Raw genomic sequence first — 13,517 nt, 5'->3', positions numbered from 1 at the left:
AATAGGAGAAAAAACGATATGGATGAACAAACCCAATTAAAGGATTCGATCTTGGCCCAAGCCCACGAAAAAGGGCGTAAACTCTTAGAAGAGGCCAAGGAAACCATCCTAAAAGAAGAGACTGCACAAGAAGAGCGTTTGATCCAAGATAAACTCAATCAACGCTCCGAGCAGCTCAAGCGGATTCAACGTCAATTGCAACGTGAAACCCAACAAATCGAAAATAAAAAACGCCAATCAACCCTTGTCACCAAGCAACGAGTCTTAAAGGATCTCTTTGCAGATGCTTATGAAGCGATGGTGGCTTGGCCCCTTGAAAAGGAAATGCAGTTTGTAGATGCGGTCTTAGAGCGCTATCAGGGACAAGTTGTGACCCTGACCTTTGGGGCAGTGAGCGCTGCTAAATTTGATTCAGCAGCTCTCGAGAGATTGAAGCAGACGCATCAGAATGTGACAGTTGCAGATGCAACAATCCCAGCTCAAGCAGGCTTTGTCTTGTCGGTTGGGAAGATTGATGACAACTATCTCTACCGTGATTTGGTGGATTCCATTTGGGAGCAAGAAAGCTACCAGATGGCAGCCAGCATTTTCACAGATGAAGAGAACTAGGAGGTTGCAATGAGCGAACGGACCTATTCTCAAGTCAATACAGGAATCAGCGTACGTGAGGCTAGTTTTGTCAGTCCCAGTCAGTTCGAGCAGTTGCTCGCAAGTCCCTCAAGCGAGAGCCGAGAAGGCTTGCTACAAGGAACACCTTATGCTTTAGACAGCCAGGAGATCAAGGATTTATCAGCCCTTGAAGCCCGCCTGATGGCAGCCTTGTTGGCAGAATACCAATGGGCTTTTGAGGTAAGCCCTCAGCCAGACTTGGTTAGCCTGTTTACCTTGAAATACACCTATCATAATCTCAAGGTTTGTCTGAAACACAAGGCGACAGAGCGCAAGTTGGGGCACTTATTGATCCCTATCGGTCCTTATTCTCTCGATGTGCTCGAGCATTTGGTGGCGACCTTTTCTGCGGAGCATTGTCCGGCCTTTATGGCGGAAGAAGTGGCTGCAACCTGGCAAGAATTCCAAGACTATCAGGACTTGCGGGTCCTCGAAATCGGGATGGACTTAGCTTATTTTAAACACCTGAGATACTTAGGGGACAGCCTAGATCATCCGATTCTGAAGCAGTTGGTGGACGTGACCATTGACTTTTACAATGCGATTACAGTTAAGCGGGCCTTGGATCAGCAAAAACCGCATAGCTTTATGCACCAATTGCTCTCAGATGAAGGGAGCCTCAGTGCCCATCAGGTGATCGACCTGCTAGAATCCGGTCAGTGGTTGACCTGGTTTTATCAAGTCAATCCGCTAGAGTACGATCTCGCTTTAGAGACTTATGAAGAAAAGATGCGCACCGGTCAACTAAAGACCGTAGAGTTGGAGTATTTAGAGAGTTTGGTGAAATTCAGTCTTCTAGACGCTGGCCGTTTTGAAGTTGATGGACCACTCCCTCTTGTTCGTTATCTTTACGGAAAAGAGTTAGAGGTGACCAACCTTCGTTTGGTCCTCTCTGGTTTGGACAATGGTTTTCCGCTAGCAGACATCAAAGAAAGGATGAGACCGATTTATGGACAAACAGACCTATAAGATCGCCGTTGTGGGCAATCGGGACGCCATCCTTCCTTTTCGCCTGATTGGCTTTCAAACCTATCCGGTCACAGAGCCACAAGAAGCGATCAATACCCTGCGAAAACTCAGTCGGGAAAACTTCGGGATTATCTACCTGACAGAGGATATTGCTCAGGCTATTCCAGATACAGTGGCTTTTTACGACCAGCAGCTGACTCCGGCTCTGATCCTTATCCCGACCCATAGAGGAACTACGGGACTGGGCCAACAGCGGATTCGTGATAATGTCGAAAAAGCAGTAGGACAGGATATTTTATGAGAACAAATGAATTTGGCCAAGCGATTGGCGATGCACTGCCGGATTTTACACCGGGGCGTCTGCCAGCTATTGAGCGGATCGAAGGTCGCTATACTGTGATCGAGCGCCTCTCAAAAGAAAAACATGGAGCAGATCTTTATCAGGTCTACGGGCCGGACTCTCCAGCAGCTATGTGGACCTTTCTGTTCAAAGGCCCTGCCCGCAATGAGGAGGAGTGGGACCACTTATTAGATGATCTCATGACAGCCCAAGGTCGCTTTTACTATGCGATTGTAGACAAAGATTCAGGCAAGGCTTTGGGGACTTTCTCTCTTATGCGGATCGATCAAGCCAACCGGGTGATCGAAGTTGGAGCAGTGACCTATTCACCAGCGCTCCAAAAGACACGCATGGCTACGGAAGCTCAGTATCTGTTAGCGCGCTACGTGTTTGAAGATTTAGGCTACCGCCGCTATGAGTGGAAATGTGATGCCTTAAACCAAGCATCTCGCAAAGCAGCTGAGCGCTTAGGGTTCACCTATGAAGGCTGTTTCCGTCAGGCTGTTGTTTATAAAGGTCGGACCCGTGATACAGACTGGTTGTCCATCATTGACCAAGAATGGCCAGAAATCAAACATCGACTAGAAGCTTGGTTGGATCCAAGCAATTTCGACGCCAATGGCCAACAAAAGCAATCTCTAAGAGAGATAGCACAAAAGTAAAACAAAGAAACAAAGGATTCCCAGGAGGAATACATGACTCAAGGAAAAATTATCAAAGTTTCCGGTCCCTTGGTGGTTGCATCAGGGATGCAGGAGGCCAATATCCAAGACATTTGCCGGGTCGGCGATCTTGGTTTGATTGGCGAAATTATTGAGATGCGGCGGGACGAAGCCTCTATCCAAGTATATGAAGAAACGTCTGGAGTTGGTCCAGGAGAACCAGTTGTAACAACCGGAGCTCCTCTTTCTGTTGAATTGGGACCAGGCTTGATCTCTCAGATGTTTGACGGGATCCAACGCCCCTTGGAACGCTTCCAAGAAGTTACTGCCAGTGACTTTTTGGTTCGTGGGGTGCAAGTTCCAAATCTAGATCGGGACACCAAATGGGCCTTCGAACCAAGCGTGACTGAAGGGACAGAGGTGGTTGCAGGAGACATCGTCGGTACCGTTCAAGAGACCAATATGGTGGAGCACCGCATCATGGTGCCCTTTGGTGTCAGTGGACGTGTTACCAAGATCGCAGCAGGTTCTTACACGGTAGAAGAGCCGGTTTATGAAATCGAGCAGGCAGATGGCAGTCTCTTTACTGGTACTTTGATGCAAAAATGGCCGGTTCGTCGAGGCCGTCCCTTTGCACAAAAACAGATTCCAGTAGAGCCTTTGGTCACCGGTCAACGGGTCATCGATACCTTCTTCCCAGTGACTAAGGGTGGAGCTGCAGCTGTTCCTGGTCCTTTCGGAGCTGGAAAAACAGTTGTGCAACACCAGGTGGCCAAGTTTGCCAATGTAGACATCGTAATTTACGTTGGTTGTGGGGAACGTGGAAATGAAATGACGGACGTTCTGAATGAATTTCCAGAATTGATCGATCCAACGACTGGTCAATCCATCATGCAACGGACCGTTCTGATCGCCAACACTTCGAACATGCCAGTAGCGGCGCGTGAAGCTTCCATCTACACAGGGATTACCATCGCCGAATACTTCCGTGATATGGGCTATTCCGTTGCCATCATGGCGGACTCTACTTCTCGTTGGGCAGAAGCTCTCCGTGAAATGTCTGGTCGTCTAGAAGAAATGCCAGGGGATGAAGGTTACCCAGCCTATCTTGGTAGCCGGATCGCCGAATACTACGAGCGTGCAGGTCGGGTCAAGACACTTGGAACCACTGCGCGTGAAGGTTCGATTACCGCCATCGGTGCCGTTTCCCCTCCAGGTGGAGACATTTCAGAGCCGGTGACCCAAAATACCTTGCGGATTGTCAAGGTCTTCTGGGGACTAGATGCTCAATTGGCCCAACGCCGTCACTTCCCAGCCATCAACTGGTTGAGTTCTTATTCGCTTTACCAAGATGAAGTTGGTCGCTATATCGATCTACATGAACAAATCAGTTGGTCTGAAAAGGTGACCCGCGCTATGAATTTGCTTCAAAAGGAAAGTGAATTGCAAGAAATCGTCCGCTTGGTTGGTCTAGATTCCTTGTCTGAAAAAGACCGCTTGACCATGAATGCGGCCAAGATGATCCGTGAAGACTACCTGCAACAAAATGCCTTTGATGAGGTCGATACCTATACCTCTTTCAGCAAGCAGGTGGCCTTGTTGACCAACATTTTGACCTTTGACCAAGAAAGTCAAAAAGCACTAGAATTGGGAGCTTACTTCACAGAAATCATGGAAGGAACAGTAGCTCTTCGAGACCGCATTGCCCGGAGCAAGTTCATCCATGAGGATCAGTTGGCAACCATTCAAGCCCTGAAAGAAGAAATCGTAGAAACCCTACACCAAATCGTCGCAAAAGGAGGAGTAGACAATGAGCGTGATTAAAGAATACCGTACTGTCAGCGAAGTTGTCGGCCCCTTGATGATTGTCGATCAGGTCGAAGGGGTTCACTACAATGAACTCGTAGAAATCAAGCTTCATGATGGAACGACCCGTCAGGGACAAGTCCTCGAAGTCCAAGAAGACAAGGCCATGGTCCAGCTCTTTGAAGGATCTAGCGGGATCAATTTGGAAAAAGCCAAGGTCCGCTTTACTGGACGTCCCCTAGAACTTCCTGTGTCTGAAGACATGGTCGGACGCATCTTTAACGGGATGGGCAAACCCATCGATGGCGGTCCAGAGATTATCCCAGAGAAGTACTTGGACATTGATGGACAAGCCATCAATCCTGTTTCGCGGGACTATCCGGATGAATTTATCCAGACAGGGATCTCAGCCATTGACCATTTGAATACCTTGGTTCGGGGCCAAAAACTCCCAGTATTCTCAGGTTCTGGTCTTCCTCACAAGGAGTTGGCAGCTCAGATTGCTCGTCAAGCGACGGTTCTTAATTCTGAAGAAAACTTCGCCGTGGTCTTTGCGGCTATGGGAATCACCTTTGAAGAAGCCGAGTTCTTTATGAACGACCTTCGGGAGACAGGTGCGATTGACCGCTCTGTCCTCTTCATCAACCTAGCTAATGACCCAGCTATCGAACGGATTGCGACCCCTCGGATCGCCTTGACCGCCGCCGAATATTTGGCCTATGAAAAAGACATGCACGTCTTGGTTATCATGACGGATATGACCAACTACTGTGAAGCCCTTCGGGAAGTATCTGCCGCCCGCCGGGAAGTTCCAGGTCGTCGGGGCTATCCAGGTTACCTCTATACTAACCTCTCAACCCTCTACGAACGTGCTGGACGCTTGGTTGGAAAGAAAGGATCTGTGACCCAAATTCCGATCCTCTCTATGCCAGAAGATGACATTACCCACCCCATCCCTGACTTGACAGGCTACATCACCGAAGGTCAGATTATCTTGTCCCGTGATCTCTACAATAGTGGTTACCGCCCACCGATCAATGTTCTTCCATCCCTTTCTCGTTTGAAGGACAAGGGTTCTGGTGAAGGCAAGACTCGGGAAGACCATGCGGCGACCATGAACCAGCTCTTTGCGGCCTATGCCCAAGGAAAACAAGCCAAAGAACTGGCTGTAGTGCTTGGGGAGTCTGCCTTGTCAGATACCGACAAGCTCTATGTTAAATTTACGGACCGCTTTGAGCAGGAATACATCAACCAAGGTTTTACCACCAATCGGACGATTGAGGAAAGTTTGGATCTCGGTTGGGAACTCTTATCCATCCTTCCACGAACAGAGCTTAAACGGATCAAGGATGAGATGATTGACAAGTATCTGCCAAACAAAGAGGATTAGCCTATGGCACGATTAAATGTAAAACCAACTCGGATGGAGCTCAATATTCTCAAAGAGCGCCTCAAGACAGCAACCCGGGGGCACAAGTTGCTCAAGGATAAGCGGGATGAACTCATGCGCCGCTTTATTGAAGCTGTGCGTGAGAATAATCGCCTGCGCCAAAAGGTGGAGGCAGCGCTAGTGGGCAATATGCAAGATTTCGTGATGGCCAAGTCCTTAGAGAGCGACCTCATGGTAGAAGAAATCTTTGCTGTTCCTACTCGAGAAGTGATGCTCCATATCGAGGAAGAAAATGTCATGAGTGTGCGCGTGCCCAAGCTCCATGCCCGTATTGATAATCCATACGGAGATGATGAAGGGGACGTGGTTTATAGCTACTTAGCCTCTAACAGTCAAATGGATAGCACGATCCAAGAAATGGGGGATCTACTCCCTGATTTGCTCAAGTTAGCGGAAATCGAAAAAAGCTGCCAACTCATGGCAGATGAAATCGAGAAAACCCGCCGTCGAGTGAACGGACTGGAGTATGCGACTATCCCAGACCTCAAAGAGACCATCTACTATATCGAAATGAAACTCGAAGAAGCCGAACGCGCCAACCTCGTCAGAATCATGAAGGTAAAATAAGATACAAAGCCGTTAAGCAACTCAAAGGAAAATAGGAAATCCAACGACGAAGCGTCCGCTTCTAGTTGGATTTATCTTTTTCCAAAGAGTTGTAGGCGTGTTCAGTTATAAGAAACAAAGTCCGTAAAATGCAAAGTGAAAATAGGGAGCAGGACAGAAGCACTGTTGTATAGAATGCTTCGTTGTCCAATCAGCTACTGTGTCTTTGAAGTTAGTACTATTACAGTTTGCGTTTTTCACCCAGCATTTAGGGCGTGTTCAATGCATAAGATACAAAGAGTTGTAGGCGTGTTCAATTACTTGAAAAAGACAAGAACCTCATCAAGGAATCGTTCCTTGATGAGGTTTTTTGCGCCCTCGCACTCTTTTCTAGCACCTTATTTTCATGTTACTAGTTTGTAACAATGTGACAAGAAAGACGAAATGTTACAAGAAAAATACAGTTTTGTTAAATAGCCAAAAAGGCCTTTTATTATTTTTAAATTGTGATAAGATAGTATGGTAGTTAATTTGTCCAAGAAAATCTTGAGCAAAAAAACAAAGAAAAAAGAGGATAAAAGATGAAATTAAAAGTTAATACGAAAGCCTTGATCGCTTCAACAGTAGCTCTTGCAGTGATTCCATTTACAAAAGCCACTGCAGAAACACTTGAAGATTGGGTAGCTCGCTCAGTAGATGAAATCAAACATGATATCCAACAAAGCGGTGAAAACCAACAAACTTATACCATCAAATATGGTGATACATTGAGTTCGATCGCAGAAGCGCTTGGAATCGATGTACATGTGTTGGCAAACTTGAACAACATCAGCAACATGGATTTGATCTACCCAGGTACTGTTTTGAAAACAACAGTAAATGATCAAAAAGAAGTAACTTCAGTTGAAATCCAAACTCCTCAAGCAGGTGCGACAGATGCAACTGTTGCAAGTGCTGACTTGACAACAAACCAAGTGACAGTTGATGACCAAACAGTCGCTGTCAACGATTTGTCTAAACCAGTAAACGAAGATAACAAAGCTGTTCCAGTTGCTCCAGCAGCGGAAACTCAAGAAGCCCCAGCGGAAGCTCCTGTAGTTGAAGTACCAGCAGCAGAAACACCAGCACAACCAGCTGTTCCAGAAACACCAAACTACGGTGCTCCAGCTGTCAATGTTGAAGTTCAAAATCAAGAAGTAGCGCCAGTTGCTCCTCAATCTGCTCCAGCAACCGAAGCTCCTGCTGAAACACCAGCTTCTGCTCCTGAAGCTCCAGCAGCACAACCAGCAGTAGAAACTGCTGCAGCACCTGAAGTGCAACCAGTAGCATCAACTCCAACAAGCGGAAATACTATTCCAACTGATCCAAATCTTCAACCTCAAGCGGAAGCTTTCCGTCAAGAAATTGCAGCGAAATTCGGTATCACAAACATCGGTGGTTACCGTGAAGGGGATCCAGAAGACCATGGTAAAGGACTTGCAGTAGACGTGATGGTTCCAACAAATTCAGAGCTTGGAGATCAAGTTGCACAGTATGCGATTGATAACATGGACCGTGCAGGTATCTCATATATTATCTGGAAACAACAATTCTACATGCCAGTAAATAACATTTACGGACCAGCTAATACATGGAACCAAATGCCGGACCGTGGTGGAGATACAGCAAACCACAACGACCACGTACATATCTCATTTAACGGATAATAAAACTTTGAACTAGGACAAGTGCCTAGTTCTTTTTTTGTATGCACAAAAAAGGCCGGAAGACGAATCTTCCAGCCAGACGATGATTATAAAATATGATCGACTTTTTCCACTTGATAAAGGGCAATCGCCATGATAATGGTTAAGACCAGTAGCATGAGGATAGCTGGTGTCCAAGAGTGGAAGAGAGATTTGCTGTAGCCGAAGAGGATAGGGCCAAAGGCAGCAAAGACGTAGCCTCCTGTTTGGGCAAGACCGGAAAGTTGAGCTGTTTTTTCAGGTGTGCTGGATTTCATAGAGAAAGCGACCATGAGGTAAGGGAAAAGCGAACTAACGGAACTTCCAATCAGGGCATTTAATACCAACCAGTAGAAGAAGTTGCTAGTCGGGATTAAGAGCATGGCTACCCCCAGAATCCCTGCTCCGACAACAATCGTCAGCATCAAGCGTCGGTTGCGATCGGATAACCGTGTGGTTAAACTTGGGATCGTCAAGGAGAATGGGAGACTGATCAAGGTAAACACGGAGGCCAGTAGTCCAGATTCAACCTTTGAAAGGCCAGCTTGAACAGCCATGGTCGGAAGCCAAGTCATGCTGGTGTAGAAAAGCAGTGACTGCAAGCCCCCAAAAATCATGATAGCCCAAACATATTTATTGGTATACCACTTGCTACTAGATTCACTAGTAGTCGTCTTTTTAAGATGGTGGTTGTAGCGAAGGTTGGGAATCCAGATGACCAAAGCAAGAGCACACAAGGCTGTCAAGATGTTGACCAAACCTTGCCAAGAAGTGGCTTTGGTGATCGGAACAGCGACAGAAGAGGCGATCGCTGTGGACATCCCCATAGAAGTGATGTACAAAGTGGTCAGAATGCCTAGTTGGCGGGGTCTGTTCGCCTGAATCAGGCTTGGAAGCAGCACATTGAGAAAGGCGATACCAGCTCCAATCAAGATGGTTCCCAGATAGAGGAAGGGGAGGTTGATAATCCGAATGGCAGATCCGATCGTAATCGCAATCAAAACTAGGAAAAAGAGGCGCTCAATCCCCAACTTTTTAGCAAATTGAATCGCAAAAGGAGAGAAAATGGCAAAGGTGAGAAGTGGCAAGCTAGTCAATAGTCCCAGAGAGCTCACATCAACCCCCAAACCAGCTGCGATGTCAGACAAGACCGTCGGAAGCGTAGTAAATGGTGTTCGTAAAACAATCCCAAGCATAATGATGCCCGGGATGAATAGCATAGAATGTGTTTTTTTCATAAATCCTCCTCAGACAAAAATTCCCTTCATTATAACATAGATCGAGCATAAATTGGAGTATTTGTACAAATGAAGGAGAAGGAACGTAGTTCTCGCTGTCGCTCGAACTGCATCAACGTACCTAAGTTCGTCCACGTCTCTATTGGACTTGACTCACTAAAAAATAAGGATCGTAGTTCTCACTGTCGTTCGAACTGCATCAATATCTCTAAATTCGGTTGAACTCTCTGAGTTCACCTCATTAAGAGATATAGAAAAGCCACCGGTTTTGGTGGCTCTTATAGGGAGATTATTATGAAAAATTTTAGGATTTTCTATCAAACAAAGTTAGGAGGTCTTCATTTGATGGTTTTATTATAAGGTGGTTTGCTTAAAGAAAACTTAAGAAAAGGCGCTGATCGAAAGAATCGGTCTGAAGTCTGAGACGCTTTTATTCGCTGAAGAAATCAATGCCAGTTTTGTTGAGTTCATTGACCCGCAACGTGAATTTCGTCTTGATTTGAACGAGCGGAGTTCCGAAATTTTCAAGTGCAATCAAGCCTTCAAGTGCTTTCATGACCTGTTTGGCACGGTAGATCCCTTCCTTGTCATTTAAGCCAAGGAGAGCATAGACCTGCATAAATTCTAACTGCATGGAAATGCTGGTGTTTAAAATTGGCTTGCGCTTGCGAAGCTGGTTAATCGATTGAAGAAAATTCAGAGCTTCTAGGTAGAGTTCTTTTTTAATCAAGTAGTTGGCCAGATTTAACAACAAAGAGGCCAATGCATTGGCAGAGTATGCTGAATAACTGCTTTCAAAAAGTTCCAAGGATTCCTTTCGAATCTTAGCGACGACTTCATAGGGCAAGACAGATAAAAGGGCAATGGTAAAGTCTTGCTCAATTTCATTTTGATAGGCAAAAGGTACTTCTTGAGCGATTCGTTGAATAGAGACAGGTGCATCCTCCAGGTGGATTTCTTTTCCCATCGCGTTATTGACATTGATTTCAAGCGAGCGCAAATAGAGTTGCCAGAGCTCTTTATTCTCCTCTGCTACAGGTGATTTCTCATGTTTTAACCGATCGATGATTGCTAAGAAATCCATGTTTTCTTGATTGATGTGTTTCATCAAAATGGGGCTGAAATTTTGAATGGTTAAGCCAGGATAATGGGACAAAAAGGTATCCCAATCCACCCCCATAGACAGCAAGAGGCGAGAGAAGGTTTCGATGGTTACTCCTTTTTGAGAACGCTCAAATTGGCTGAGGAACTGAGGAGAGACAATATCTGCAGCGACTTCTTTTAGGGAAAGACCGCGTGCTTCACGAATTTTACGAAATGTTGGACCAAATGGCGAAGATGAGGACATAGGGGACTTCCTTTCAATTATCATACCAGTAGTATACCTCAAAAAAGGCTGGAATTAAACTCAGAGTTTAATTTTTGACAAAAAAACTAGAAATTCTTCGATTTTTAAGAAAAATGAAACTATAGTTTACATGGCCCTTTTTTAGGGAGGGATTTTTGATAAAATAAGGTCAATTCTAGAAGATAAGTTTATAACAAAAGGAGATTTACAATGACGACACAAGAAATTTTACAGCTATTAGATGAAAAGCGCGTGCTAACAGCCCCTGCAGCAGTTGCTTGGGATGAAGTTCAGCGGCAACAAAATCGTTTAAATAAAGCAGCGAAGAGACTCAATGGGCTAATCACGGTCACACTAGCCCTCAATCTTCTTTTTGCCTTTACGATTTTTCTATTAGAACAAAGTCACCTCATGCACGGTTTTCTATTGATGCTCGGGTTGATGGGCGGGCTGATTGCTTTCAAATACTTTGTATTTGTAGCCCCAGCCAAGCAGGCTCTTGCCAATGCCCAGGCCCTTTACAACCAGGAAATCAGCCAACCAGCCTACCAACAAGGGATGCAAGGTTTCCCACAAAAATTTTACAATTACCATGACCTCTTCCGACTATATCACTTAATTGCAGAAGGACGTGCCTCTACCTTGCCTGAAGCCTACAATCTGCTTGAAATGCAACAATTCCATGAAACGCAAGTCAATCTGCAAGAAGAAGCCAATGCCCTACAAGCTGATATCGCACGTAGCTCAAGGGTTAGCGCCGTTGCTAATGTAGTTACTGCTTATAATACCTATCGCATCCACAAAGATATGTAATGTCAAAAAGATAAAAGATGAAAAAACCTCCTGATAGTCCAGATCAAAAATCAGAGCTCTCGTGGAGGTTATTTTATTTATTGGATTTTAACAAGTAGTTCTCACTGTCGTTCGAACTGCGTCAACGTACCTAAGCTCTCTAACGTTTGCTAAGGTACGTAGAAAAAGCCACCGGTTTTGGTGGCCCTTATAGGGAGATTATTATGAAAAAGTTTAGGATTTTCTATCAAACAAAGTTAGGAGGTCTTCATTTGATGGTTTTATTATAAGGCTCATATCTTAAAGAAAACTTAAGAAAAGACGCTGCTTATAAGAATCGGTCTTAGGTCTGATAATTTTTTTACAACAGAAACTATTTAGAATTTTTTCTAAATAGAGTTGACAAAATCATATGAAAGGTTTACAATCTATTTAGAAAGATATCTAAATAGATTAGAGGAGATAGAGAATGAATTTTGCGCAAACATTTAAAGCTTTATCAAATCCGATAAGAAGAAGTATCTTAGAGCTGCTAAAGGCGGGGAAATTATCTGCTGGCGATATCGCTGGTCACTTTGATGTGGCAGGGGCGACCATTTCCCATCATTTAAGCCTCCTCAAGCAGGCAGATTTAATTCGAGAGGAAAAAGAGAAGAATTTTATCTACTATGAACTCAATACTTCTGTCTTGGAGGATTTAATGGTCTGGCTCGTTGATTTGAAAGGAGACTCTACTGATGAAAACGAATAAAAAACTATTGCTATTAACTTCTATGGTGATACTTTTCCCCATGCTTTGGGGGCTGATGATTTGGTCGCAATTACCTAACCAAATCCCGATTCACTTTAATGTTGCTGGCCAGCCCAATAACTTCCAATCGAAACCCCTGGTTGTGTTTGGTCTTCCTATTTTCGATCTCATGGTGCATCTGTTTATGATCTTTATGATCGGTCGCGATTCTAAGAATAGCGCTATGAATGAAAAAATGATCAGAGCGATTTACTGGTTGACCCCAATCGTTTCCTTAAGTATCTCCTATCTCTCTATAGCAAGGCGCTAGGATCTACTACTAATCCATCAGTTTTTGTTTCGGTTCTGCTAGGGCTCATCTTTGTGATCATGGGCAATTACATGCCGAAGCTAAAAGTGAACCATACGGTTGGGATCCGCCTTCCTTGGACCTTGCAGAGTGAAGATAACTGGCACAAAACCCATCGCTTGGCAGGGAAATTGTGGGTCCTCGGAGGTTTGATCCTTCTTATTGAAGCAGGTATTCAGTTCGCTGTCCCTTATGTAATGGGGATCATCATCCTCACCATTGTTCTCATTCCGATCCTGTATTCTTATCAACTAAGTCGGGAAGATTGTTAGTATAAAAAACAACCAGAGAAGAAGGAGTTGGTAATTGCTTCTTTTCCGGTTGTTTTTGCTTGTTCTGATAAAAATAGATTAGATTACATCTAAATATACGCTCTTAATAAATCTGAAGCAGTTGACATTTACCTTAATAAGATTAATCAAATTCGAGAAGAAAAAGTAGTGATTCGATTGATTTATATTGCAATGTACTCAAATGAACAAAAAGAAAAAAGCCTTTGAAATGTTGATTTCAAAGGCTTTTATTTACTCAATTATTTAACTTCTATATAGATATCAACCGATATCAACTTTCTATTTTGAAATACCAAAATACTTGATATTATATGTTTTTGAAACTAGTTTCAAAGTACTAATATTGACATGCAATAATTAAGTGGCAGAATAGAAATAGAACATGAATTGTTAACTAGAAAGGAATAATCTCGGAAACAATATTGTTAACATTTTTATGTAAAACAGGAAAAATGATGTGCAATGAACTTAGTTTTATTGTATTTCAATAGTTGCTCAAAGTAAAGATGGCGTCCATTATATGTCCCATTGTTATTTCCTCCACGAAAATGTAAGCGCATACACAACGGGGCATGTTTTC

General features: G+C 44.3%; 14 protein-coding genes. 12 read left to right on the top strand and 2 right to left on the bottom strand.

Annotated features, from left to right (window positions below):
• Window positions 1-18 precede the first annotated feature (18 nt).
• The 8 genes from ABVF55_RS00840 (at window position 19) to ABVF55_RS00805 (ending at window position 8,148) form a co-directional block, all read left to right on the top strand.
• The gene (locus ABVF55_RS00840; protein WP_013904422.1) at window positions 19-609 is read left to right on the top strand and encodes a hypothetical protein; all 591 of its coding nucleotides are present in this window, start codon (window positions 19-21) and stop codon (window positions 607-609) included.
• A 9-nt stretch (window positions 610-618) separates the two neighbouring features.
• Window positions 619-1,638: a V-type ATPase subunit gene (locus tag ABVF55_RS00835; RefSeq protein WP_023920099.1), complete on the top strand. Its 1,020-nt coding sequence runs from the start codon at window positions 619-621 to the stop codon at window positions 1,636-1,638.
• Window positions 1,619-1,939 carry a V-type ATP synthase subunit F gene (locus tag ABVF55_RS00830; RefSeq protein ID WP_003009443.1) on the top strand — a complete coding sequence of 107 codons (321 nt, stop codon included), beginning with the start codon at window positions 1,619-1,621 and terminating at the stop codon, window positions 1,937-1,939. Before ABVF55_RS00835 ends, ABVF55_RS00830 begins: the two co-directional genes overlap by 20 nt.
• Window positions 1,936-2,640 carry a GNAT family N-acetyltransferase gene (locus tag ABVF55_RS00825; RefSeq protein ID WP_302692150.1) on the top strand — a complete coding sequence of 235 codons (705 nt, stop codon included), beginning with the start codon at window positions 1,936-1,938 and terminating at the stop codon, window positions 2,638-2,640. Before ABVF55_RS00830 ends, ABVF55_RS00825 begins: the two co-directional genes overlap by 4 nt.
• 33 nt (window positions 2,641-2,673) lie before the next feature.
• On the top strand, window positions 2,674-4,464 hold the full coding sequence (locus ABVF55_RS00820; protein WP_445285383.1) for a V-type ATP synthase subunit A: 1,791 nt from the start codon (window positions 2,674-2,676) through the stop codon (window positions 4,462-4,464).
• Window positions 4,451-5,836, top strand: a complete 1,386-nt coding sequence (locus ABVF55_RS00815) for a V-type ATP synthase subunit B (protein WP_003002370.1) — start codon at window positions 4,451-4,453, stop codon at window positions 5,834-5,836. The genes ABVF55_RS00820 and ABVF55_RS00815 overlap by 14 nt, the downstream gene beginning before the upstream one ends.
• 3 nt (window positions 5,837-5,839) lie before the next feature.
• Window positions 5,840-6,463 (top strand): V-type ATP synthase subunit D, encoded by a 624-nt coding sequence (locus ABVF55_RS00810; protein WP_003002380.1) that lies wholly within the window; start codon window positions 5,840-5,842, stop codon window positions 6,461-6,463.
• Between the two features lie 560 nt (window positions 6,464-7,023).
• Window positions 7,024-8,148, top strand: a complete 1,125-nt coding sequence (locus ABVF55_RS00805; protein ID WP_445285382.1) for a LysM peptidoglycan-binding domain-containing protein — start codon at window positions 7,024-7,026, stop codon at window positions 8,146-8,148.
• Window positions 8,149-8,234: 86 nt separating this feature from the next.
• On the opposite strand, the gene ABVF55_RS00800 is transcribed toward ABVF55_RS00805, so the two are convergent.
• Window positions 8,235-9,404 (bottom strand): CynX/NimT family MFS transporter, encoded by a 1,170-nt coding sequence (locus tag ABVF55_RS00800; protein WP_445285381.1) that lies wholly within the window; start codon window positions 9,402-9,404, stop codon window positions 8,235-8,237.
• A gap of 430 nt (window positions 9,405-9,834) precedes the next feature.
• Entirely contained in the window at window positions 9,835-10,752 is a 918-nt protein-coding gene (locus ABVF55_RS00795; protein WP_445285380.1) for a helix-turn-helix domain-containing protein, read from the bottom strand.
• A gap of 210 nt (window positions 10,753-10,962) precedes the next feature.
• Here ABVF55_RS00795 and ABVF55_RS00790 point away from each other — a divergent pair, with 210 nt between their 5' ends.
• From ABVF55_RS00790 to ABVF55_RS00775, 4 genes are all read left to right on the top strand, one after another.
• A complete protein-coding gene (locus ABVF55_RS00790) occupies window positions 10,963-11,565 on the top strand; it encodes a hypothetical protein (RefSeq protein WP_445285379.1) in 603 nt (200 codons plus the stop codon).
• A gap of 448 nt (window positions 11,566-12,013) precedes the next feature.
• Window positions 12,014-12,295 carry an autorepressor SdpR family transcription factor gene (locus ABVF55_RS00785; RefSeq protein ID WP_003009465.1) on the top strand — a complete coding sequence of 94 codons (282 nt, stop codon included), beginning with the start codon at window positions 12,014-12,016 and terminating at the stop codon, window positions 12,293-12,295.
• A complete protein-coding gene (locus ABVF55_RS00780; protein WP_445285378.1) occupies window positions 12,282-12,605 on the top strand; it encodes a DUF1648 domain-containing protein in 324 nt (107 codons plus the stop codon). Before ABVF55_RS00785 ends, ABVF55_RS00780 begins: the two co-directional genes overlap by 14 nt.
• A 71-nt stretch (window positions 12,606-12,676) precedes the next feature.
• The gene (locus ABVF55_RS00775) at window positions 12,677-12,916 is read left to right on the top strand and encodes an SdpI family protein (RefSeq protein ID WP_445285377.1); all 240 of its coding nucleotides are present in this window, start codon (window positions 12,677-12,679) and stop codon (window positions 12,914-12,916) included.
• Window positions 12,917-13,517: the final 601 nt, after the last annotated feature.

It is taken from the genome of Streptococcus sp. KHUD_012, from assembly GCF_052588255.1.
The sequence above is the reverse complement of the archived record's forward strand: the minus strand, read 5'-3'. Positions and strand labels throughout refer to the sequence as shown.